Source organism: Microbacterium sp. TS-1, assembly GCF_000509385.1.
GTDB classification, from domain to species: Bacteria; Actinomycetota; Actinomycetes; order Actinomycetales; family Microbacteriaceae; genus Microbacterium; species Microbacterium arborescens.
On record NZ_BASQ01000001.1, the window covers coordinates 1804500 to 1825754 of the forward strand.

Annotated in this window: 21 protein-coding genes; 12 read left to right on the forward strand and 9 right to left on the reverse strand. The window is 70.2% G+C overall.

The genetic code is table 11. From position 1 onward, the window contains the following. Window positions 1-356: 356 nt before the first annotated feature. The 3 genes from MTS1_RS08420 to MTS1_RS08430 form a co-directional block, all read right to left on the reverse strand. A complete protein-coding gene (locus tag MTS1_RS08420; RefSeq protein WP_023953063.1) occupies window positions 357-3800 on the reverse strand; it encodes an efflux RND transporter permease subunit in 3444 nt (1147 codons plus the stop codon). A 120-nt stretch (window positions 3801-3920) separates the two neighbouring features. Beyond that, window positions 3921-4307, reverse strand: coding sequence for a CrcB family protein (locus tag MTS1_RS08425; RefSeq protein ID WP_023953064.1), 387 nt, complete (start codon window positions 4305-4307; stop codon window positions 3921-3923). After that, window positions 4304-4708: a CrcB family protein gene (locus tag MTS1_RS08430; RefSeq protein ID WP_023953065.1), complete on the reverse strand. Its 405-nt coding sequence runs from the start codon at window positions 4706-4708 to the stop codon at window positions 4304-4306. Before MTS1_RS08430 ends, MTS1_RS08425 begins: the two co-directional genes overlap by 4 nt. A 116-nt stretch (window positions 4709-4824) precedes the next feature. Between MTS1_RS08430 and MTS1_RS08435 the strand changes: the two genes are divergently transcribed. The 8 genes from MTS1_RS08435 to MTS1_RS08470 all read left to right on the forward strand — a co-directional run bounded on the left by MTS1_RS08435 (window position 4825) and on the right by MTS1_RS08470 (window position 12885). Beyond that, entirely contained in the window at window positions 4825-6549 is a 1725-nt protein-coding gene (locus tag MTS1_RS08435) for a dihydroxyacetone kinase family protein (protein WP_023953067.1), read from the forward strand. A gap of 1 nt (window position 6550) precedes the next feature. Then, on the forward strand, window positions 6551-7006 hold the full coding sequence (locus tag MTS1_RS08440) for a ribose-5-phosphate isomerase (protein WP_023953069.1): 456 nt from the start codon (window positions 6551-6553) through the stop codon (window positions 7004-7006). Window positions 7007-7016: 10 nt separating this feature from the next. Beyond that, window positions 7017-7757 carry a triose-phosphate isomerase family protein gene (locus tag MTS1_RS08445; RefSeq protein ID WP_023953071.1) on the forward strand — a complete coding sequence of 247 codons (741 nt, stop codon included), beginning with the start codon at window positions 7017-7019 and terminating at the stop codon, window positions 7755-7757. A gap of 31 nt (window positions 7758-7788) precedes the next feature. Then, window positions 7789-8511 (forward strand): GntR family transcriptional regulator, encoded by a 723-nt coding sequence (locus MTS1_RS08450; RefSeq protein WP_023953073.1) that lies wholly within the window; start codon window positions 7789-7791, stop codon window positions 8509-8511. Window positions 8512-8604: 93 nt separating this feature from the next. Next, window positions 8605-9552, forward strand: a complete 948-nt coding sequence (locus MTS1_RS08455; protein ID WP_023953075.1) for a sugar phosphate isomerase/epimerase — start codon at window positions 8605-8607, stop codon at window positions 9550-9552. 23 nt (window positions 9553-9575) lie between these two features. Next, window positions 9576-10547: a 3-hydroxyacyl-CoA dehydrogenase family protein gene (locus MTS1_RS08460; protein WP_023953076.1), complete on the forward strand. Its 972-nt coding sequence runs from the start codon at window positions 9576-9578 to the stop codon at window positions 10545-10547. Window positions 10548-10558: 11 nt separating this feature from the next. Continuing rightward, a complete protein-coding gene (locus MTS1_RS08465; protein ID WP_023953078.1) occupies window positions 10559-11329 on the forward strand; it encodes an SDR family NAD(P)-dependent oxidoreductase in 771 nt (256 codons plus the stop codon). 161 nt (window positions 11330-11490) lie between these two features. After that, a complete protein-coding gene (locus tag MTS1_RS08470; RefSeq protein ID WP_023953080.1) occupies window positions 11491-12885 on the forward strand; it encodes an MFS transporter in 1395 nt (464 codons plus the stop codon). A gap of 105 nt (window positions 12886-12990) precedes the next feature. Here the strand turns inward: MTS1_RS08470 and MTS1_RS08475 are convergent, their stop codons facing one another. Both MTS1_RS08475 and MTS1_RS08480 read right to left on the reverse strand, forming a co-directional pair. Next, a complete protein-coding gene (locus MTS1_RS08475; RefSeq protein WP_023953082.1) occupies window positions 12991-13953 on the reverse strand; it encodes a DNA topoisomerase IB in 963 nt (320 codons plus the stop codon). A gap of 1 nt (window position 13954) precedes the next feature. Beyond that, complete coding sequence (locus MTS1_RS08480; protein ID WP_023953083.1) at window positions 13955-14224, reverse strand: Rho termination factor N-terminal domain-containing protein; 270 nt, start codon at window positions 14222-14224, stop codon at window positions 13955-13957. A gap of 330 nt (window positions 14225-14554) precedes the next feature. Here MTS1_RS08480 and MTS1_RS16695 point away from each other — a divergent pair, with 330 nt between their 5' ends. The 3 genes from MTS1_RS16695 to MTS1_RS08490 all read left to right on the forward strand — a co-directional run bounded on the left by MTS1_RS16695 (window position 14555) and on the right by MTS1_RS08490 (window position 16454). Next, a complete protein-coding gene (locus MTS1_RS16695; RefSeq protein WP_023953086.1) occupies window positions 14555-14719 on the forward strand; it encodes a hypothetical protein in 165 nt (54 codons plus the stop codon). 176 nt (window positions 14720-14895) lie between these two features. Continuing rightward, window positions 14896-15843: a DUF4097 family beta strand repeat-containing protein gene (locus MTS1_RS08485; protein WP_023953088.1), complete on the forward strand. Its 948-nt coding sequence runs from the start codon at window positions 14896-14898 to the stop codon at window positions 15841-15843. Between the two features lie 2 nt (window positions 15844-15845). Beyond that, entirely contained in the window at window positions 15846-16454 is a 609-nt protein-coding gene (locus MTS1_RS08490) for a PadR family transcriptional regulator (protein ID WP_023953089.1), read from the forward strand. Window positions 16455-16500: 46 nt separating this feature from the next. Here MTS1_RS08490 and MTS1_RS08495 read toward each other — a convergent pair whose 3' ends face one another. After that, window positions 16501-17031 carry a universal stress protein gene (locus tag MTS1_RS08495; RefSeq protein ID WP_023953091.1) on the reverse strand — a complete coding sequence of 177 codons (531 nt, stop codon included), beginning with the start codon at window positions 17029-17031 and terminating at the stop codon, window positions 16501-16503. A 148-nt stretch (window positions 17032-17179) separates the two neighbouring features. Between MTS1_RS08495 and MTS1_RS16280 the strand changes: the two genes are divergently transcribed. Beyond that, window positions 17180-17356, forward strand: coding sequence for a DUF3073 family protein (locus MTS1_RS16280; protein ID WP_023953093.1), 177 nt, complete (start codon window positions 17180-17182; stop codon window positions 17354-17356). 9 nt (window positions 17357-17365) lie between these two features. Here MTS1_RS16280 and MTS1_RS08500 read toward each other — a convergent pair whose 3' ends face one another. From MTS1_RS08500 to purM, 3 genes are read right to left on the reverse strand one after another with little or no spacing between them, the layout of a single operon-like run. Then, entirely contained in the window at window positions 17366-18589 is a 1224-nt protein-coding gene (locus MTS1_RS08500) for a CynX/NimT family MFS transporter (protein WP_023953095.1), read from the reverse strand. Further along, the gene (gene purF / locus MTS1_RS08505) at window positions 18586-20046 is read right to left on the reverse strand and encodes an amidophosphoribosyltransferase (protein WP_023953097.1); all 1461 of its coding nucleotides are present in this window, start codon (window positions 20044-20046) and stop codon (window positions 18586-18588) included. Before purF ends, MTS1_RS08500 begins: the two co-directional genes overlap by 4 nt. Before the next feature lie 6 nt (window positions 20047-20052). Then, on the reverse strand, window positions 20053-21171 hold the full coding sequence (purM, locus tag MTS1_RS08510) for a phosphoribosylformylglycinamidine cyclo-ligase (protein WP_023953099.1): 1119 nt from the start codon (window positions 21169-21171) through the stop codon (window positions 20053-20055). Window positions 21172-21255 lie beyond the last annotated feature (84 nt).

The following is a 21255-nucleotide window of genomic DNA, read 5'->3' on the forward strand; positions in this document are numbered from 1 at the left end:
CGCGCGCACGCGGGCAAACCCGGACATCCGTCGGCCGGGGGCCATTCACATGATGGTCATGCGCGCCGATCGGCGCTCACCATCGGCCCCATGGACTCACAAAACCTGTCGCGATCACGCGCTGCCCAGAGCCGACCCGCCCACCATACGGCATCCGCCTGGGAATCCGCCCGCCGCGGCGTCGGGGCCGACAGCAAGGGCCGGGGTCGGGGGCCGGGGCAATGGATGCTGCGATGCAAGGGTTTCGGCGCAACACCCCGGCGCTCGCTCCCGGCCACGGCGCGCCGCGGGCGATTTCTTGCATCGCGGCAAGCCGGCAAGCCGACGGCCCGGTGCGAGCCCGGAGCGTGCCGCGATCAGACCAGGCGGCGGCGACGGGGTCCGCGAGACGGTCCGGGGATGCGCTGAGCCTGCCGACGGGACGACCCAGCACCCGGCTCGCCGGAATCCGCCGGCCGTCCACCAGCACCAGCACCAGCACCACCGGCACCGGCACCAGCACCACCGGCACCAGCGTGGTCGTGGTCATCCGGCGCGACGGGGATGACGAGATGCGTGGGCGCATCCGGCGAACCGTCGACCGGAACGACGAGGTGGGTCGGCTCGGCCGTCGCCGCCTCCGCGAGGCGCCGCTCGCGCCGGGTCATCGGCGCCGCAGACGCCCCGTCCCCCGCCGAACCAGCACCCGAAACAGAACCAGCACCCGCACCGACGTCACCCCGGCGCCGCGCCGCCCGGCGCTCGCGCGCCCCCTCGACGAGGTTGTAGAGGGTCGGCAGCACGAGCAGGGTCAGCAGGGTCGACGAGATGAGCCCGCCGATGACGACGATCGCCAGCGGCTGCGAGATGAAGCCGCCGTGGCCGGTGATCCCGAGGCCCATGGGCGTCAGCGCGAAGATGGTCGCGAGCGCGGTCATGAGGATCGGTCGCAGACGCCGCGACCCTCCCGCGATCGTCGCGTCGTGGGCCGACAGCCCCTTCTCGCGGTACTGGTTCACGAGGTCGATCAGCACGATCGCGTTCGTCACGACGATGCCGATGAGCATCAGCACACCGATGAGCGAGGCGACGCCGAGCGGCACGCCCGTCGCGATCTGCAGCAGGATCGCTCCCGTCGCCGCGAACGGCACCGAGATGAGGAGCAGCAGGGGCTGCCGCAGCGACTTGAAGGTCGCGACCATCACGATGTAGACGATGAGGATGGCGGCGAGCGCGGCGAGCCCGAGCTGTCCGAAGGCGTCCTGCTGCTGCGTGAGCACGCCGCCGATCTCGGCGTCCGCGCCCTGCGGCAGCTCGACGGTGTCGAGCGCGTCCGAGACGATGACGGATGCCGCGTTGAGATCGTCGCCCGAGGGGGTCACGGTGACCGTCGCGGTGCGCTGACCGCGCTGCGTCGTGATCGAGGTCGGTCCCTCGCTCTGCTCGACGGTCGCGACGTCCTGCAGCGGAATGGGACCGCCGGCCGTCGGGATCGTCAGCTGACGCAGCTCGTCGATCGACGCGGGCGCCTGCGACGCCGCGAGGTAGACGGTGAGCGAGGTGTCGTCGATCTCGACGGTGCCGATCGACTGCGGCTGCATCGTGCCCGAGACGATGCCGCCGACCGCGACCTCCGACAGGCCACGGGATGCCGCCGCGTCGCGGTCGACGGTCACGGCGATGTACGGCAGCGAGGCCGAGAGGTTCGATGTGACCTGGCTGACGCCGTCGGCATCCTGCAGCGAGGCGACGACCGCGTCGGTCGCTTCGCGCAGCGCCGTCTGGTCAGGCGCGGTGACGTCGATCTCGATGTCGCTCGAGCCGAATCCGCCGCCGCCCGCGGCGATCTGGATGTCGCCGACGCCTTCGAGGTCGGCGACGGCGCGCTGCACGCGGTCGCGGACGTCGAGCTGGTCGGCCGAGCTGTCGGTCGTGATGGAGTAGGTGACTCCGCCGCCTCCACCCGAGAAGGCGTCGCGCAGCTGAGATCCGGACGAGCCGATCGACACCTGCACGGCGTCGATCCCCTCGAGGCCGGTGATCGCGTCCTCGACGCGCTGGGCGGCGGCATCCTCCGCTTCGAGGGATGCCGCGGGCCCGAGCGTCTGCGTCATCGTGAAGGTGTTCTGACCGGAGTCGCCGAGGAAGTTCGTCTTCATCAGCGGCACGGCGGCGAGCGTGCCACCAAGCACGAGAACCGCGAGCACGAGGGTGACGGCCGAGTGACGCAGGGTCCAGCGGAGGATCGGCAGGTACGCCTTCTGCAGTCGCGACGGCGGCGCTTCGGGGTCTTCGGGGTCGATGCGCCGGCCGTCGGGGGTGACGACGGGCTTGCCGGGGCGCAGGAACCAGTACGCCAGCACCGGCACGATCGTCAGCGAGACGAACAGCGACGCCGACATCGCGATGGTGACGGTCAGCGCGAAGGGCCGGAACAGCTCGCCGGTCAGGTCGCCGACGAAGGCGATCGGCAGGAACACCGCGACGGTCGTGATCGTCGACGCCGTGATGGCGGCGGCCACCTCGCGAACGGCCAGGGTGATGGCCGCGAGCTTGTCGGCTCCCTCGACGTAGTGCCGCTTGATGTTCTCGATGACGACGATCGAGTCGTCGACGACGCGGCCGATCGCGATCGTGAGGGCGCCGAGGGTCAGGATGTTCAGCGAGTAGCCGAATGCCTGGATGCCGACGAAGGTGATGAGCACGCTCGTGGGGATCGAGATCGCGGTGACGATCGTCGAGCGCACCGACAGCAGGAACACGAGGATCACGAGCACCGCGAACACGAGCCCCAGCAGGCCCTCCTGCGCGAGGGCCTCGATCGACTGCTCGATGAACGGCGCCTGATCGAATACGACGGTGAACTGCGCGTCGCCGCCGAGGTCGTCCTCGAGCGCGGGCAGCGCGTCGAGGACGCCGCGGGAGACGTCGACGGTGTTCGCGGCGGGCAGCTTCGTGACCGCGATGGTGAGGGCGGGCTCGCCGTCGACGCGCGAGATCGAGGTGATCGGCGACGGCTCCTGCGCGACGGTCGCGACATCGCCGATCGTCGTCGTGCCGCCGGCGAGCTGCGCGGCATCCGTCGGCACGAGCGGCAGCGCCGACAGCTCGTCGACCGAGGCGATCTTCGCGCCGGTCTGCACGGTCAGCGACTGGTCGCCCTCGGTGATCTCGCCGCCGGGGAACAGCACGCCGTTCTGGTCGAGGGCGTCGCGGATGGCCTGCTGCGTGAAGCCGGCCTCGGCGAGCGCCGCCTGGTCGGGGGTGATCGTGATGCGCTCGACGCGGCCGCCGACGACCTGGGCCGCGTTGACGCCGTCGACGTCTTCGAGATCGGGGATGACGGTGCTCTCGAGCCGGGCCTGCACCGATTCGGCGTCGTCGTAGCCGGTGACGGCCAACTGGATCACGGGCAGGTCATCCAGCGAGAAGCTCAGCACGCTCGGGGTGACCCCGTCGGGCAGCTGGCTGTCGATCCGGTTGATGGCCTGCAGGATCTTCTGCTCGGCCGTCGCCAGGTCGGTGCCGTAGGTGAACGAGGCCTGGATGATCGAGGCGTTCGTCGAGCTGGTCGCCGTCGTCGATTCGAGCCCGGGAACACCCTGGATCGCGGTCTCGATGGGGGTCGAGACATCCGTGTTGACGACTTCGGGCGAGGCGCCGGGGTAGGTCGTGACCACGGAGAGCTGGGGCAGCTCGATCGAGGGGATGAGCTCCTGCTTGAGGTTGGTGAGCGCTAGGCCTCCGAACACCGCGGCGACGATCGTGATGAGTGCGATGAGCGCGCGATTCTTCAGGCTCAGGACGGCGAGTTTCGACACAGGTTTCCTCGGGCGCACCGGACCGGCGCTGTAGGTGTGATGCAGGCGAGCGCGATGCGCTCGTCGATACATGGATGTATCGACTTCAGTATCCCACGCGGTCGCCGACGCAGCGTGGGCTCAGCCTGGGAGCAATCCCCCGATGACGATGCCGATCGCCGCGGCGACGACGGCCACGGCGAAGGTGCCGACCAGGTTCACGATCGCCCAATCGCGCCGGCCGCGCCGCGCGAGCTGGATCGTCTCGACCGACACCGTGCTGAACGTCGTGTATCCGCCGAGCAGCCCGACCCCGAGCACGGCCAGCCAGTCGGGCGCGACGAGCGCGCCGAGTCCCGTCAGCAGCCCCAGGAGTCCCGAGCCGGTGACGTTGACGATCAGGATGCCGACGGGAAAGGCGTCGCGCCGCCCCCGCGTGACCACGACGTCGAGCACGTAGCGGATGCCGGCTCCCGCACCGCCCGCGACGACGAGGGCCACGAGCATCCCGCCGCTGACGCCGTTCATGCGGCATCCCTCTCGCGACGGGTGCCGAGGGCCAGCCCGAGTGCCGCGGCGACGAGTCCTCCCACGAGGCTCACCACGACGAGGGCCAGGCCGACGACGGGGGCGGCGGTGGCGACCTGTATCGACTGCACGGCGAAGGCACTGTAGGTCGTGAAGCCGCCGAGCACGCCGGTGCCGGCGAACGCCCGGAGCCGCGGCCGGCTCACCGCCCACCGCCCGACGACGACGCCGAGCAGGAACGATCCGAGCAGATTGCAGCCGAGCGTGAGCGCGGGCACCGCGAGCGGGTGAGCCCATCCCGTGAAGGGCAGGGTGATCGCGGCGCGCACGGCGACTCCGGCCGCACCGCCGATCACGACGAGGACCAGCGTGAGCGGCGAGATGCGCGCCCGCTCGATCACGTCGCCACCGTAGACCCCGGCATGCGCCGACGGATGCCGCCACTCCGGGTCACACCTCGACTCATTTCCTATAGGATCGACGAAAGGTTCGCTCCCCCATCGCAGAGGAGAACGCAATGACGCGTCTGTTCAACGACCCCGACGAGTTCGTCGAGGATTCCGTCGCCGGCTTCGTCGCGGCATCCGCCCGATGGGTCCGCCCCGTCACGGGAGGCGTCGTCCGCTCGACCCGCGGCGCGGAGCCGACGGTCGCTGTCGTCGTGGGGGGCGGCAGCGGCCACTACCCCGCGTTCGCGGGCCTCGTCGGCCCCGGTCTGGCGCACGGCGCGGTCATGGGCAACGTGTTCGCGTCGCCGTCGGCCCACCAGGTGCGCTCGGTCGCGAAGGCCGCTCATGAGGGCCGCGGCGTGCTGCTCAGCTACGGCAACTACGCCGGCGACGTCCTGCACTTCACCCAGGCCCAAGACCGCCTTCGCGAGGCGGGGGTCGACTGCCGCACCGTGACGGTCACCGACGACATCTCCAGCGCACCCGCGCACGAGCGCGAGAAGCGCCGGGGCATCGCGGGCGATCTCGTCGTCTTCAAGATCGCCGGCGCGGCCGCGGAGGAGGGCCTCGATCTCGACGACGTCGAGCGCCTCGCCCGGCACGCCAACGACCGCACCCGCTCACTGGGGGTCGCCTTCGGCGGCTGCACCCTTCCGGGCGCGACCGAGCCGCTCTTCACGGTGCCCGAGGGACGCATGGCGGTCGGTCTCGGCATCCACGGCGAACCCGGCATCGACGAGGTCGACATCCCCACCGCCGCCGAGCTCGCGAAGCTGCTCGTCGAGCGCCTGCTCGAAGAACGACCGGACGGCGCCGCCCCGACCGGTCGCGTCGTGCCGATCCTCAACGGTCTCGGCTCGGTGAAGTACGAGGAGCTCTACGTCGTGTACGCGGCGGTCGACCGCCTGCTGACCGAAGCCGGGGTCGAGGTCACCTCGCCCGAGGTCGGCGAGTTCTGCACGAGCTTCGACATGGCCGGCGTCTCGCTCACCCTCCTCTGGCTCGACGACGAGCTCCATCGGCTGTGGCATGCCTCATGCGACACCCCCGCGTTCCGCCGCGGTTCGGTCGCGGGCCGCGTCGCGGTGGCCGCTGCCGCCGATGACGACGACGATGAGACCGAGGCGATCGGGCCCGCATCCGAGGCGTCGCGCCGCGCGTCCGCCGTCGCCGCCCGCGCCCTCGACGCCGTCGCCGCGATGCTCGACGAGCAGGCCGAGGAGCTCGGGCGCATCGACCGCATCGCGGGCGACGGCGACCACGGCATCGGCATGCAGCGCGGCAGTCGCGCGGCCGCGGCCGCCGCCTCGCGCGCCGTCGCGGCCGGCGCGGGCGCACGGACGGCGCTGCAGCACGCCGGCGACGCCTGGGCCGACAAGGGCGGGGGCACCTCGGGTGCGATCTGGGGAGAGATGCTCCTCGACCTCGGTGCGGCCCTCGGCGACGACGATGCGGTCGACGCCGCCCTGCTGTCCGCGGGCGTCGGGCGCATGAAGGATGCCGTGATGTCGTTCGGCAAGGCCACGGTCGGCGACAAGACGATGATCGACGCGATCGTGCCGTTCGCCGACACGCTCCGCGACCGGCTCGCCCAGGGAGATGACCTGCTCGACGCGTGGGCCACCGCCGCCGACGCCGCACAGGCCGCCGCCGAGGCGACCGCCCAGCTCACCGCCCGGCTCGGTCGTGCCCGTACGCACGGCGACCGCAGCCTCGGCACCCCCGACCCCGGCGCGGTCTCGTTCGCGCTGGTGACCCGCACGGTTCTCGATGTCCTGAAGGAGGACGCCTGACATGGCACTGCGACTGATCGTCGGCTCGGATGACGCCGGCTACGAGTACAAGGAACGCATCAAGGCCGACCTGGAGGCGAACCCCCTGGTCGCCGAGGTCATCGACGTCGGCGTCGACGCCGACAGCCACACCAACTACCCCGCGGTCGCGACGGCCGCCGCCGAGCGCGTGCGCGACGGCGAGGCCGACCGCGCGATCCTCATCTGCGGCACGGGGCTCGGCGTCGCGATCGCGGCGAACAAGGTCACCGGCATCCGCGCCGTCACGGCGCACGACTCGTACTCGGTCGAGCGGTCGATCCTGTCGAACGACGCCCAGGTGCTCTGCATGGGCCAGCGCGTCGTGGGGATCGAGCTGGCACGGCGCCTCGCGGCGGAATGGCTCACCTACACCTTCGACACCTCGAGCGCCTCGGCCGAGAAGGTGCGCGAGATCTGCGCGTACGAAGAGGGGTGAGGTCCGCCCGATGATCATCGGCGCGAGCCTGAAGACCTACTTCTCGCACGCCCGCACGCTGAGCTGGGTATCGGAGGTGGCGGCGATCCTCGACGAGCACCCCGCACGCGACCGGGTCACGGCGTTCGTGGCGCCCCAGTTCCCCTCGATCCCCGGCGCGCTCGAGCGCGCGGGGCGGCTCGCGGTCGGGGCACAGGACCTCGCCGTGCACGACACCGGCGCCTACACCGGCGAGGTCTCGGGCGCGGTCCTGGCCGAGGTCGGATGCCGCTACGCCGAGGTCGGCCATGCCGAGCGGCGCCGCCTGTTCGGCGAGACCGAGAGCGTGGTGTCGGCGAAGACCCACGCCGCGCTGCGGAACGGCCTCGTCCCGGTCATCTGCGTCGGCGAGGAGGACGAGGCGGGGCTCGACGCCGCGATCGCGACCTGCGCGCAGCAGGTGCGCAGCGCCCTCGCCGATGCCGACGAGGCGGCCGCGACCGGCGCGGTGGTCATCGCCTACGAACCGCTGTGGGCGATCGGTGCGCCGGCACCCGCGACATCCGATCACATCCGCTCGATCTGCTCGGGATTGCGATCCCGGATCGGCGCCGTCGATCGCGAGATCTCGATCATCTACGGCGGCAGTGCGGGGCCGGGGCTGCTGTCGACGATCTCAGACGCCGTCGACGGCCTGTTCCTCGGCCGGTTCGCGCACGACCCGCGCGCAGTTCGTGACATCCTCGATGAGGTGGACGCCCTCTCGGGGTGAGGTGCGCTCCGTGCGAACCGGAAGAGGGACGATGACCGCATCACGGGACGGCAACCTGCGGGGACTCGACGCCACGATCGAGCGGCGCGGCCTGCGCGATCACGTCTACGAGCGGATCCTCCAGCTGCTTCTCAGCGGCGAGGCGGTTCCCGGCCGCCGCTTGTCGATCGACACGATCGCGCGTCAGCTGGACGTGTCGCAGACCCCGGTGCGCGAAGCGCTCGTGCAGCTCGAACGCACCGGGCTCGTCACGCGCGAGGCGCTGCGCGGCTACCGCGTCGCCCCGCCCCTCGGACTCGATCAGCTGCGCGAGCTCTTCGACGCCCGCATCATGCTCGAGACGCATGCCACGCGCCTCGCGACGCCCGCCTCGCCCGAGATGATCGACGAGCTCCGCGCGGCGGAGGAGGAGCACCGCGGCATCGGCAAGCGCGTCATCGAGGCCCTCAACGCGGGGGCCGCCGACCTGGAGCTGACCGCCGCATACTTCGTCGCGGACGCCGCGTTCCACCGCGTCGTGTTCGATCACTGCGGCAACCGGTATCTCACCGAGATGTCCGAGACCCTCGGCGCGCAGCTGCACCGGATGCGGCAGTCGGTGCGGCACGGCGTGACCGACGTGCGCGAGGCGATCGCCGAGCACGAGGCCCTCGTCGACGCGTTCGCCACGGGCGACCCCGACGCTCCCGAGCGCTCGATGCTCCATCACCTCGAGCAGGTGCGCCAGCGATCGCTCGGGCTCGAGCAGGCCTGAGCCCGTCGCCGCGAACTCCCTCTTGCAGCGTTCTCTATTTCCTATAGGATCTACGGGAGTCCTCAGCCGGACCCGCTCGCCAATGGAGTCGCCATGAATGCACCGTCGCACCCGTCCGCCCCCACGCCCGGCCCGATCGCGGTCTGCATGCACGGCTTCGCCCCGGTCGCCGCAGACGGAACGCGTCTGCACGACGCACCCGCCGAGACCTGGGACGACGTGTTCGCGCAGGTCGAGCGGCTCGGCTTCACCGCGATCGAGATCGCGGACAGCCACATCCGTCCGTCCGAGCTGACCGCGTCCCGTCGCGCCGAGCTGAAGTCCGTCGCGACGAGTCACGGGATCGAGCTCGTCTCGGTGCACGTGCAGCGCCAGAGCGTCATCCAGCCCGGCAAGGGCGAAGAGAACCTCGCGTACGCGCACCGCGCCATCGACGCGGCGGCCGAGCTCGGCATGCGCGTCTTCTCGACCGGCCTCCACCAGCCCTTCAGCGAGGCGCAGCGCGCGGCCCTGTGGTTCTGGACCGCGCCGGGCCCGGTCGACCCCGATGACACCGACACCCGCGCGCTCGCGGTCCGCCGCCTGCGCGAACTCGGCGAGCACGCGGCATCCGTCGGCTTGCCGATGTCGCTCGAGATGTACGAGGACACCTACCTCGGCACCGCCGACAGCGCGGTGCGCCTCATCGAGGAGATCGGGCTCGACAACGTCGGCCTCAACCCCGACATCGGCAACCTCGTGCGCCTGCACCGCCCCATCGAGGACTGGCGCGAGATGCACGAGAAGACCCTCCCCTACGCCAACTACTGGCACATGAAGAACTACGCGCGCGACGAGGCGGCCGACGGCAGCTGGCAGACCTCGACGCCGACGAGCATGGAGCTCGGCCTCATCAACTACCGGGCGATGGTCGCCCGCGCGCTCGAGCTCGGATTCCGCGGCCCGTTCCTCATGGAGCAGTACGGCGGCGACAGCCTCGGCGTCTGCGCCCGCAACCGCGACTACCTGACCTCCCTGCTTCCGGCGACCGCCGGAGCCTGACCGACACCGACGAGGAGAACGTCATGACCGAGAACGAACGCCCCGTGTACGCGGTGGTGGGCAGCGGCTACATGGGCGGCGGCATCACGCAGTCGCTCGCCCTGTCCGGCGCCGACGTGCGCATCGCCGATGTCGACATCGAAGTCGCCCGCGGCAACCGCGACCGCCTCATCGCCGAGGCAGCGCAGTTCACCGCCGACGGCCTGTTCCCCGCCGACGCCAGCGCCGTCATCGCGGAGCGCATCACGGCGATGACGATCGAGGATGCCGTCGCCGGCGCCTCCTTCATCGAGGAGGCGGTGCCCGAGAAGATCGATATCAAGCACGCGACCCTCCGCCGCATCTCGGCTGCGGCCGCGCCCGACGCGATCATCGGCAGCAACACCTCGACGATCCTCATCGGCCGCCTCGCCGAAGCCGTGACGAACCCCGGCCGGTTTCTCGGCGTGCACTTCTCCAACCCCGCTCCCTTCATCCCCGGCGTCGAGCTGATCCCGCACGCCGGCACCGACGAGGCGGTCCTCCCCGTCGTCGAGGCCATCGTCGCCGCGACGGGCAAGGAGACCGCCCGGGTGAAGGATGCGACCGGGTTCGTGCTCAATCGCCTGCAGTACGCGCTCTTCCACGAGGCGACGCAGCTGGTGGAGGAGGGCGTCGCCACGCCGGAGGACATCGACACCATCGTGCGCACGACCTTCGGCTTCCGGCTGCCGTTCTTCGGGCCGTTCGCGATCGCCGACATGGCCGGCCTCGACGTGTACGCGTTCTGCTACGCCTCACTGCAGACCGAGTTCCCCGAGCGGTTCGCGACGCCGCCCATCCTCGACCAGCTCGTCTCGGCCGGGAAGCTCGGCACGAAGTCCGGCGCCGGGTTCCTCGACGTCCCCGCCGAGCGCACGCCCGAGCTCATCGCCTACCGCAACAAGGCGTACGTCGCGATGAAGAAGCTCATCGACGAGCTCGGCCCCGCCCCCATCCACCCCGCACAGGACTGAGAGAACACGCCATGGCATCCGTCTTCCCCGCTGAGCGCACCGTCATCCTGACCGGCGCCGCGAGCCCCCGGGGCATCGGCCGCACGACCGCCTTCCACCTGGCAGAGCGCGGCTGGCATGTCGGCATCGTCGACGTCGACGCCGCGGCCGCCGAGCGCACCGCCGCCGAGGTCGCCGAGGCTCACGGTGTGCGGGCCGTCGGCGTCGGCGCGAACGTGGCCGACCGCCAGCAGGCCGTCGCCGCGATCGACACGCTCGAGGCGTCGCTGCCGCAGATCGTCGCCCTCGTGAATTTCGCCGGGGTCTCGTCCCCGATCCCCTACCTCGAGGTCACCCCCGAGGAATGGCACCGCGTCGAGTCGATCAACCTCGACGGCGTGCACTGGGTCACCCAGCGCGTCGCCCGGACGCTCGTCGCGAACGGCGTGGGGCGCCTCGTGGGCATCTCGTCGGTGTCGGCGCAGCGCGGCGGCGGCACCTTCTCGAAGACGCCCTACTCGGCGGCGAAGGCGGGTGTGATCGGCCTGATGCGCTCGGTCGCGCGAGAGCTCGGTCCGCTCGGCATCACGGCGAACGTCATCTCGCCAGGCCCGATCGACACCGACATCATGGGCGGGACGCTGACGGAGGAGCGCAAGGAGGCGATGGCCGCCGACGGCGTGCTGCCGCGCATCGGCACTCCCACCGACATCGCCGCGGCGGTGGCCTACCTGATCAGCGAGGACGCCGGATTCGTGACGGGCCAGACCCTGAACGTCGACGGTGGCCTCTACATGCACTGAGGCTCCCGTGAACCGCAACTGGTCCCGCGGACGCCTCGGGTTCCTGGCCATCGGGGTGATCTGCGTGGTCGTCGGCCTCGTCCTGATCATCCCCTCACTCGGCGGCTGAACCGCCGCCTCGTCACTCCGTCACACCCACACGAACTCGAAGGAGAGTCACTGTGTCCTCATCGGACTACGGTCCCGCCACGCGGGCCAACGTCACGGTCGCGAATGAGCTGCTGAGCAGCCCGCACCTGGCGAGCGGCATCAAGAAGGCCACCTACCGGCTCATGCCGATGCTCATCATCCTGTACTTCGTCGCGTTCCTCGATCGCACGAATGTCGGGTTCGCCGAGTCCGCTCTCGAAGTCGACCGGGGCATCTCGGCCGGGGCCTATGCCCTCGGTGCCGGCATCTTCTTCATCGGCTACGCCCTCTTCGAGATACCCTCGAACCTGCTGCTCGACAAGTTCGGCGCGCGCTTCTGGCTCGCCCGCATCGCGGTCACCTGGGGAATCGTCGCGTCGCTCTTCGCCTTCGTCAACGGCGAGACGATGTTCATCGTGCTGCGCTTCCTCCTGGGCGTCACGGAGGCCGGCCTCTTCCCCGGCGTCATCATGTTCCTCGCGCAGTGGTTCCCCAACAAGCGCCGCGTGCAGATGTTCGCGCTGTTCTACCTCGCGCAGCCCTTCTCGCAGATGCTGGGAGCCCCGCTGTCGGGCGGCCTGATCAGCATCGGCGACCAGGTCACCCCGTGGGCCGGCTGGCAGGTGATGTTCTTCGTCGAGGGCATGATGGCGGTCGTCGCCGGCATCGCAGCCCTGTTCTTCCTCGTCGACTCGCCGCAGAAGGCGAAGTTCCTCGATGACGACGAGAAGGCCGCGCTGAAGGCGGTGATGGAGCACGAAGACACCGTGAAGGAATCCGATGGGCCCCGCGGCATCGGCGCGGCGCTCATCAGCTGGAAGGTCTGGTACTTCACCGTCATCTACTTCTGCCTGCAGATCGCCGTCTACGGCACGACGTTCTACCTGCCGCAGCAGGTGTCGAACCTCATCGGAGAGTCGGTCGGCTGGCAGGTCGGCCTCGTGTCCGCCATCCCGTGGGCCGTCGGCCTGTTCGCCTGCTACTACGTCGGCAAGCACGCCGACACCGTGCGCCGGCGCCGCGTGTGGGGTGCCCTGTTCTTCCTCGTGACGGGTTCGGCCATCCTCGTGTCGGCGTGGGCCGGAGCCAACGGGCAGGGCCTGCTCGGCATCATCGCGATCACCGTCGCGGTCGCGGCGTTCCTCTCGACGGGCCCCATCACCTGGTCGTTCCCGACCTCGTTCCTCACGGGGGCCGCGGCCGCGGCCGGCATCGGCCTCATCAACTCCCTCGGCAACCTGGGCGGCTTCGTCGCCCCGATCATGCGCACGGGGATCAACGAGGCCGTCCCGACCGAGAGCGGAGCCTGGGGCGTGGTGTCGCTGGGTCTGTTCGCGTTCCTCGCCGCCGTCATGATGTGGGCGACCCGGTTCTTCAGCTCGAAGGCCGACGCCCTCCTGACCTCGGGAGAGCCCCAGCGCCGCTGACGCGTCGCGCGTTTCGAACGGCCCGGTGTCGCCTCGTGCGGCCCGGGCCGTTTCGGCGTCGCGCCGAAGCTGCCCGGTGAGTGCTCGGGCGCTGCGCCGTCGGCGTCAACCGAGGACGAGGGAACGGATGGCGGACTCGGGCGAGACGGTCGTGTCGAGCAGCATCCCCGAGCGATAACGCTCGAACACGCGCGGATCGATGTACGAGCTGCGCGCGACCGCCGGGGTGTTGCCCAGCGCCGTCGCCGCGGCGCGCACCGCTTCGACCTCGGCCTGATGCACGGCCCGGGCGGTCTCGGCGATGCCGATGCGGGCGAGGGCATCCGCCGCGACGACGGTGCCTCGGAGCGTGCGGAAGTCCTTCGCGGTGAACGGGCCGCCGGTCAGCGCACGGACGTACGCGTTGACGTCGTTCGGGGTGAGCGGCACCCGCCGGCGCTGCCGCTGCCACGCGAGCAACGGCGACGAGGGCCGCCCCTCGATCAGCAGCATGATCGCCGTCGCGAGATCGGGGTCGGGGATCTCGAGCGCCTGCCGCTGCCCGCTCTTGCCCGAGAAAGCCAGGCTCACGACGGCGTCGGCCACCGAGGCGTCGCGCCGCCGGAGCGTCGTCAGCCCCCGGCTGCCGTGCTGCAGCAGGTAGCGCTGCGACCCGATGCGCAGCGCCGAGCGGTCGAGCAGCCGGAATGCCGCCGCGAGGACGCGTTCGCGGTCGAGGTCGGCGCGACGCAACGACGCGGTCGCCCGGGACCGGGCGCGCGGCAGGGACTCGGCGAGCTGCAGCGCCCTCGCGTACTTGCCCTTGTCGCGGCTGCGCGTCCAGTCGGGATGGTAGATGTACTGTCGGCGGCCCGCATCGTCGGTTCCGACGACCTGGATGTGCCCCTGGGGATCCGCGCAGATCCAGACGTCCTGCCACGCCGGCGGGATGACGATCGTGCGGATGCGGGCGAGATCGCGCCGCCCGACCACGCCGCCGTCGGCGTCCGTGTACCGGAAGCCCTTGCCCGAGCGGATGCGCCGGATGCCGGCATCCACATCGGGTCGGACCCGGACGAGTCGGGCCACCTCAGTGGTTGCGCAGCATCGAGATGATCTGCGCCTTCTTCTTGCCGGAGTACCCGGAGATGCCGAGTTCCTTGGCGCGCTTCTTCAGCTCGTCGACGGTCCAGTCCTCGTAGTCGCCGGACTGCCCGCCCCGGCTGCCGACCTTCTTGCGGCCGTCACGGGCGGCGGCGTTCGAGATGCGAGCGGCCTTCTCCTTCGAGGCGCCGTCCTCGCGCAGCTCCTCGTAGAGCTCGGGGTCTTTGAGACTGTTCGATCCGCGTCCCTGTGGCATGGCGGTCTCCCCTCTTCGTCAGGCCGAGATTACGACCGCCACGACGGCCGTCGCAGGTGCTTGACAGGCATTCGCGCAAGGGCGTAACCCCACCCGCCGCCCGCCGCCCGCCGGCCGCCGCCCGCCCGCGACCCGACACAAAGGGCGCCATCCTCGCCGCCGACACGACCATGCGCGTCGGGTCGGCGCGTGATGGGTTACCACCACGGGGAATCGATCGTCAAGGCCTCGGCACTTACGCTCGGCATTCTCTAACGTTGCGGTCAGCCCTTTACGGGGTCGGAACGTCTCGCAGTGGGACGGACATTGGGAGACAGACAAGGAGCCCCCATGAACATCTTCCTCATCATCATCATCGTCGTTGCGATCGTGCTCGCGATCGTCAGTGGCCTGAACAGCGCCCTGAGCTGGCTGCTCTGGGTTGCTCTGATCGTCGGTGTGATCGCGCTCATCGCGTTCCTCTTCCGAGTGATCAGCGGCAACAAGCGCGTCTGACCGCCGCGCTGCGCGAACGCCTCCGCCTCCGGGCGGGGGCGTTCTGCATTTCCGGAGCCGCGAGGCGACCTGCTCCGAGGACCTCTGGACGAGTCGCGATATATCGTGTTACCGTCAGCACACGCGATATATCGCGAATAGTTCGCGGCAACCGTCGCCTGAGAGAGGGAAGCGCCATGACACTGCAGAAATGGATCGTCCACCCCGACGAGACGCGGGTGATCGACGTCGATGACATCCGCAAGCTCAAGGTGAGCATGGTCGGGGGTCAGATCGACATCGTCGCCCACGACGAACCGGGCGTCCGCATCGAGGTGCACGCCGTCACGGGCAAGGATCTTCGTATCGAAGCGACCGGCGACGTCGTCGAGATCGACCACCCGCAGCTGCGCTGGGACAACTTCACGCAGGTCTTCCGCAACTTCGGGTCGTCCGGGCCGAAGGCCGAGATCAGCGTCGCCGTCCCGCGAGGCACCGACCTCACGCTCGGCGTCGTCAGCGCGAGCGCGCTCGTGTCGGGTCTCACGGCCGATGCGCGGGTCAATACCGTCTCGGGCGACATCATCATCGACGGGATCACGGGCGACGTGAACGCCAACGCCGTCTCGGGCGACGTACAGGCTCGCGAGCTGACCGGAGCGCTCACTGCGAAGTCCGTGTCGGGCGACGTGTCGGCGATCGGCACCCTGCGCGCGGCCGACATCGACACCGTGTCGGGCGCCATGCTCGTCGACTCGTCCGGTCCGATCCAGTCGATCACGCTCCACACCGTGGGCGGCGACGCGACGGTGCGCCTCGACGAGAGCCTGCCCGCGAACTATCAGGTGCGAAGCGTCAGCGGACGCGTGCTCATCGACGGGGTCGTGCGATCCGGTCAGGGTGCCGGGCCGCTGACGAGCTTCGCCGGCTCGACCGGTGAACTCAGCGGATCGTTCGTCGATGTCCGCACCAACTCGGTCTCGGGCGACCTGACCGTTCTGCGGCGCTCCGCCCCCGCGGCCACCGACGTCGCCGGCACGAGCACTCCCGAGGTCGCCGGCGAGGCAGCACCCGACGCCGCCCCGGGCGAAGCGGCGCCCACCACCCCGGCCGAGGACACCGCCGACCGTCGCGAGGAGCACTGACGATGCCGCCCGTCTTCTCCCACGGTGATCTGCGGCTCTACCTGCTGTCGCTGCTCGACGAGTCGCCGCGTCATGGGTACGACCTCATGCAGGCCCTGACGGAGCGCACCGGCGGCACGTACTCACCGAGCGCCGGCACCATCTATCCGCGGTTGGCCAAGCTCGAGGACGAAGGACTCGTGACCAAGACCGTCGACGGTCGCAAGACGATCTACGAGATCACGGATGCCGGCCGTGACGAGCTCTCGGCCCGCCGCCATGACCTCGACGGCATCCAGGCCGGCCTGGCCGACAGCATCCGCCTCATCGCCGACGAGGTCCGGGGCAGCGTGCGCGCCGCGATGAAGAGCCTCCAGGCCGATCTCGCAGCGGCCGCGAACCTCGATCACGAGACGGCCACGCGTCCGACACCACCCGAGAACCCGCGCGCCGAAGCCCGCGCGCAGGCGCAGCGAGCGGATGCCGCGATCGCCGAGTTCCGGGCGAACGTGAAGGCCGACCTGCGGTCGCACATCGCGCGCGACGGCGACGTCACGGCTTCCACCGTCGACGACCTCGTCGCTGCACTCACCCGGGCCCGCGATGAGGTGCTGCGGGCCCTACGGGGCTGACGACGCGCGGTGCCACGCCGCACCGATGACCTCTGCTCCGGGCCGCTCAGGGCTCGGGCCAGAGGTCTTCGTCGTCCGCGGCGGTCTCACCCTGCGGTACGACGAGGATGGGTCGCCGCTGCCGATGCGCCAGCCGCGCCGCCACCGAGCCCGTGAAGAACTCGCGGATCGACTCGCCGATGCCGCGCCGGCGCGTACCGACCACGAGCAGCTTGGCGTCGAGCCGGTCGGCGAGGTGCTTGATCGCGAGCGCCGGATCTCCGACGAGCTGATGCACGGTCCACTCCACGGGGGACGACCGGAGCGCCTCCGCCGCGGCCGCTCGGATCTGCTCGAGCTGCGCCGCGCTCGAGACCGCCCCGAGGTCGATGGGAGCCGTGTGGACGTAGCCGTCGGGGTCTTCGTAGGTCACGAACCGGGTGACGTCGACGTGCACGATGATGAGCCCGACGCCGAGCATCGACGCGTATCGGGCCGCTTCGACGACGACGCGAGGCGACTGCCCGGGGATGACTCCCGCGATGACGGGCGTCGACGGGAGGCGGCTCTCGTCGCCTGCGGAGTGCTGATCGGCCATGGTCGCCCCCTGTCTCAGCGGCGGCACCGGCGATGGCTCGGGGCCCCCGTGTTATTCTTGATGCTACTCTTCCCCGGCGCAGCGCCGGATCGTGAAATGCTCCGGGCACCGCTGAACAGCCCGTGACTCAGAAATGAGGGGGTCTCGCATGGGGCGTGGCCGTCAAAAGGCGAAGCACACCAAGATCGCGCGTGAGCTGAAGTACGACACCTACAATGTCAACTTCTCCTCGCTCGAGAAGGAGCTCGCTCATTCCGACGACGATCAGTACGTCGACAAGTGGGCTGACCAGTACTCCGACGAGTACGAGGACGAGAAGGCCTGACCGGGCTCATCACCATGCGCCGTGGCGCTGCTCCCACTCGTCCTCGATCGTGTGGGGACGCGTGACGACGATCCCCGCGGGGATCGCAGCGAGCATCAGCACACCGACCATGATGAGCGGGGCCGTCCAGTCGCCCGTCACTTCGTGCAGGAGCGCGAACGAGATGGGGAACACCGCGGCCACGGCATAGCCGATGCTCTGCGCGAATCCGCTCAGAGCGACAGTGCCCTCGTGCGTCCTCGTCTTGCGCTGGATGAACACCAGCGCAGCCGGGAACAGCATCTGCGGCGTGCCCAGCAGCACGACCCACAGCACGACCGCTGATCCCGGCGCGATGAGCAGCCCCGCGACGGCGACGAGCCCGGCCGACGCAGCGACGGCGTAGATCGGGCCGAGCCGCTGCCACCGCGTGATGACCAGCGGCACGAGGATCGACCACGGCAGCCCCATCGCACCGAACAGCGCGAGGAGCGACCCCGCGGCGGCGTGCGATACGCCCGCGAGGTCGACGAGGATGATCGGCAGCCACGCGAAAGACGCGTAGACGCTGGATGCCGACACCGCGAAGGTGACCGCGACGGCCCACGCCATCGGCAGGCGCACGAGCCGGCTGAGCACGTTCGGCGACGGAGTCGGGGCGATCACGGCATCCGCCGACGCTGCCGCGATGCGCGACCGGCGCAGCGTCACGAGCCAGGGGATCACCGCGAGCACGGCGAACACCGACCATAGCCCGAGGGAGAACCGCCAACCCGCCGTGTCGGCGATCGGCACCGCCACCAGCGGCGGCACGAAGGCCGCGACGGCGAGCATCGTCGAGTAGACCGCGGTCATCGTCCCGACCCGGTCGGGGAAGTACGTCTTGATCAGCGGCGGCAGCACGACGTTGCCGATGCTGATCGCGGCGAACAGCACGGTCGTGGCAATGAGCAGGATGCCGGCATCCGGCGCGAGCGCTCGACCCAGCAGCGCGGCCCCGGCGACGACCATCGCGGCGACCGCGAGGCGCTGTAGCCCGAACCGTCGCTCCAGGATCGGAGTGATGACGCCGAAGACGGCGAAGCACACCGGCGGCGCCGCGCCGATGAGGCCGGCCACCCACGACGGCACGCCGAGGTCCGCGTCGATCTCGGTGAGGATCGGCGACAGCGACGCGACGGCCGAACGCAGCGAGAAGGCGACGAGGATGACGCCGAGGAACGCGAGGACGCGTCCCCGCCAGAGCGAAGTCACGACTGCTGGGTGCCCTCGACCCAGCTCAGATACTCCTCGCTGACCGTTCCGGTGACGTAGCGCCCGTCGAAGCAGCTCATGTCAAGGTCGACGATGTCGGTGCCCTCGACGATCGCCGCTTTCAGGTCGTCGATCTCCTGATAGACGAGGTAGTCGCAGCCGAGCTCCTCGGCGATCTCGGGGATGGTCCGGTCGTGGGCGATGAGCTCGTGACGCGAGGGCATGTTGATGCCGTACACGTGCGGGTAGCGCACCGGCGGCGCGGCCGACGCGAACGTGACGCTCTTGGCACCGGCATCCCGGGCCATCTGGATGATCTCCTTCGACGTCGTGCCGCGCACGATCGAGTCGTCGATGAGCAGGACGTTCTTGCCCTTGAACTCGCTCGACATCGCGTTGAGCTTCTGGCGCACGCTCTTCTTGCGCACGGCCTGGCCCGGCATGATGAAGGTCCGGCCGACGTAGCGGTTCTTGTAGAAGCCCTCGCGGTACTCGATGCCGAGCTTGCGCGCGACCTGCATCGCCGCCGGACGCGATGAATCGGGGATCGGCATGACGACGTCGATCGCACCCTGAGGGGTGTACTTGGCGATCGTGTCGGCGAGACGCTCGCCCATGCGCAGGCGAGCCTCGTAGACCGAGATGCCGTTCATGATCGAGTCGGGGCGGGCGAGGTAGACGTACTCGAACGAGCACGGCGCGAGCTGCGTCTGCTGCGCACACTGACGCGTGTGCAGCGTGCCCTCGGCGTCGATGAACACCGCTTCGCCGGGCTCGACGTCGCGCACGACCTCGAAGCCGCCGTTCTCGAGCACGAGCGACTCCGATGCGACGGTCCACTCGTCGCGGCCGTTCTCGGCCCGGCGGGTGCCGAGGATGAGCGGACGGATGCCGAACGGATCGCGGAAGGCCAGCAGGCCGTGGCCGGCGATCAGGGCGATCGCGGCGTACGAGCCCTCGACACGCTCGTGAACGCGCTCGACAGCCTGGAAGACCTGGTCGGGGTCGAGGTCGAGGCCCGAGATGGTGGCCTGCAGCTCGTTGGCGAGCACGTTGACCAGAAGCTCGGTGTCGGAGCTGGTGTTGAGGTGACGGCGATCCTTGCGGAACAGCTCGTCGGTCAGCTCGCGGGTGTTGGTCAGGTTGCCGTTGTGCACCAGCACGATGCCGTACGGCGCGTTGACGTAGAAGGGCTGCGCCTCTTCTTCGCTCGACGCGGTGCCCTTGGTGGCGTAGCGGACGTGGCCGAGCCCGATGTTGCCGAGCAGCGACCGCATGTCACGCGTGCGGACCGCCTCGCGCACCTGCCCGTTGGCCTTGAAAATGTGGAAGACGCCGCTGTTCTCAGCGGTCGCGATGCCCGTCGAGTCCTGGCCGCGGTGCTGCAGCAGCAGCAGGGCGTCGTAGATCTCCTGGTTCGCCGGGGACTGCCCGACGATTCCGACGATTCCGCACATAGGGGGTCAGTTAACTCCTGCTTCGCGGTACCCGCCGACGAGGCGCACGGCCCCGCCGTCGACGCCCTTGGCGCCCTGCTCGTAGTCGCCCGCGGGACGCGGGCCCGTCGAGACGACACCGACCTGCCAGGTGTCGATGCCGTCCGCGCGAAGCGCCGCGATCGCGGCATCCGCTGCGGCCGGCGACACGACGGCGAAGAAGCCGATGCCGAGGTTCCAGGTGCCCTCGGTGCGCTCGAGCTCGAGGCCCCCGAGGTCGGCGAGCACGCGGAAGACCGGCGACGGCGACCAGGTCGCACGATCGACGTCGACCCAGGTGTCCTTCGGCAGGACGCGCGCGAGGTTCGCCGCGATACCGCCGCCCGTGACGTGGCTGAGGGAGTGGATGCCGTCGCCGAGCTCGGCGATCAGGCGCAGCAGCGGCGAGGTGTAGAGGCGCGTGGGCTCGAGCAGCTGCTCACCCCAGGTGCGGCCGAAGTCCGCCGCCTGGTCGCCGTAGCCGATGCCCGCACCCGTGATGATGTGGCGGATCAGCGAGTAGCCGTTGGAATGCGGGCCGCTCGAAGCGAGCGCGAGCACGACGTCGCCGTCCCGCACCCGGTCGGCGCCCAGCACCTGCTCGGACTCCACGACACCCGTCGCCGCACCCGCGACGTCGTAGTCGTTCACGCCCAGAAGACCGGGGTGCTCGGCCGTCTCGCCGCCGACGAGCGCGGTGCCCGTCGCAGAGCAGCCGTCGGCGATGCCGCGGACGATGTCGGCGATGCGCTCGGGCACGACCTTGCCGCACGCGATGTAGTCGGTCATGAAGAGCGGCTTCGCGCCGACCACGACGATGTCGTCGACGACCATGCCGACCAGGTCCTGCCCGATCGTGTCGTGCTTGTCGATGGCCTGCGCGATCGCGACCTTCGTGCCGACGCCGTCGGTCGAGGTCGCCAGCAGCGGCTTCGTGTAGCCGAGCAGCGCGCTCGCATCGAAGAGGCCGGCGAAGCCGCCGACACCCCCGAGGACTTCGTCGCCGTGGGTTCGCCGGACCGCCGACTTCATCAGTTCGACGGCGAGGTCTCCCGCCGCGGTGTCGACGCCGGCTTGGGTATAGGGATCAGTGGGACTCGAGGCCACGGCATCCAGAGTACCGGCCCGTGGAGCGGCCGAGCGCCGGGCGTGTCTCGGCGGCCCGAATCGGTGGTGATTCCATCGCGACAC

Excerpts from the sequence above, each read along its gene's own strand:
- MTS1_RS08425 (WP_023953064.1), bottom strand. The coding sequence starts at position 4,307 with ATGAACGGCGTCAGCGGCGGGATGCTCGTGGCCCTCGTCGTCGCGGGC.
- MTS1_RS08435 (WP_023953067.1), top strand. The coding sequence starts at position 4,825 with ATGACGCGTCTGTTCAACGACCCCGACGAGTTCGTCGAGGATTCCGTC.
- MTS1_RS08440 (WP_023953069.1), top strand. The coding sequence starts at position 6,551 with ATGGCACTGCGACTGATCGTCGGCTCGGATGACGCCGGCTACGAGTAC.
- MTS1_RS08445 (WP_023953071.1), top strand. The coding sequence starts at position 7,017 with ATGATCATCGGCGCGAGCCTGAAGACCTACTTCTCGCACGCCCGCACG.
- MTS1_RS08450 (WP_023953073.1), top strand. The coding sequence starts at position 7,789 with ATGACCGCATCACGGGACGGCAACCTGCGGGGACTCGACGCCACGATC.
- MTS1_RS08455 (WP_023953075.1), top strand. The coding sequence starts at position 8,605 with ATGAATGCACCGTCGCACCCGTCCGCCCCCACGCCCGGCCCGATCGCG.
- MTS1_RS08460 (WP_023953076.1), top strand. The coding sequence starts at position 9,576 with ATGACCGAGAACGAACGCCCCGTGTACGCGGTGGTGGGCAGCGGCTAC.
- MTS1_RS08465 (WP_023953078.1), top strand. The coding sequence starts at position 10,559 with ATGGCATCCGTCTTCCCCGCTGAGCGCACCGTCATCCTGACCGGCGCC.
- MTS1_RS08480 (WP_023953083.1), bottom strand. The coding sequence starts at position 14,224 with ATGCCACAGGGACGCGGATCGAACAGTCTCAAAGACCCCGAGCTCTAC.
- MTS1_RS16695 (WP_023953086.1), top strand. The coding sequence starts at position 14,555 with ATGAACATCTTCCTCATCATCATCATCGTCGTTGCGATCGTGCTCGCG.
- MTS1_RS08485 (WP_023953088.1), top strand. The coding sequence starts at position 14,896 with ATGACACTGCAGAAATGGATCGTCCACCCCGACGAGACGCGGGTGATC.
- MTS1_RS08490 (WP_023953089.1), top strand. The coding sequence starts at position 15,846 with ATGCCGCCCGTCTTCTCCCACGGTGATCTGCGGCTCTACCTGCTGTCG.
- MTS1_RS08495 (WP_023953091.1), bottom strand. The coding sequence starts at position 17,031 with ATGGCCGATCAGCACTCCGCAGGCGACGAGAGCCGCCTCCCGTCGACG.
- MTS1_RS16280 (WP_023953093.1), top strand. The coding sequence starts at position 17,180 with ATGGGGCGTGGCCGTCAAAAGGCGAAGCACACCAAGATCGCGCGTGAG.
- purF (WP_023953097.1), bottom strand. The coding sequence starts at position 20,046 with ATGTGCGGAATCGTCGGAATCGTCGGGCAGTCCCCGGCGAACCAGGAG.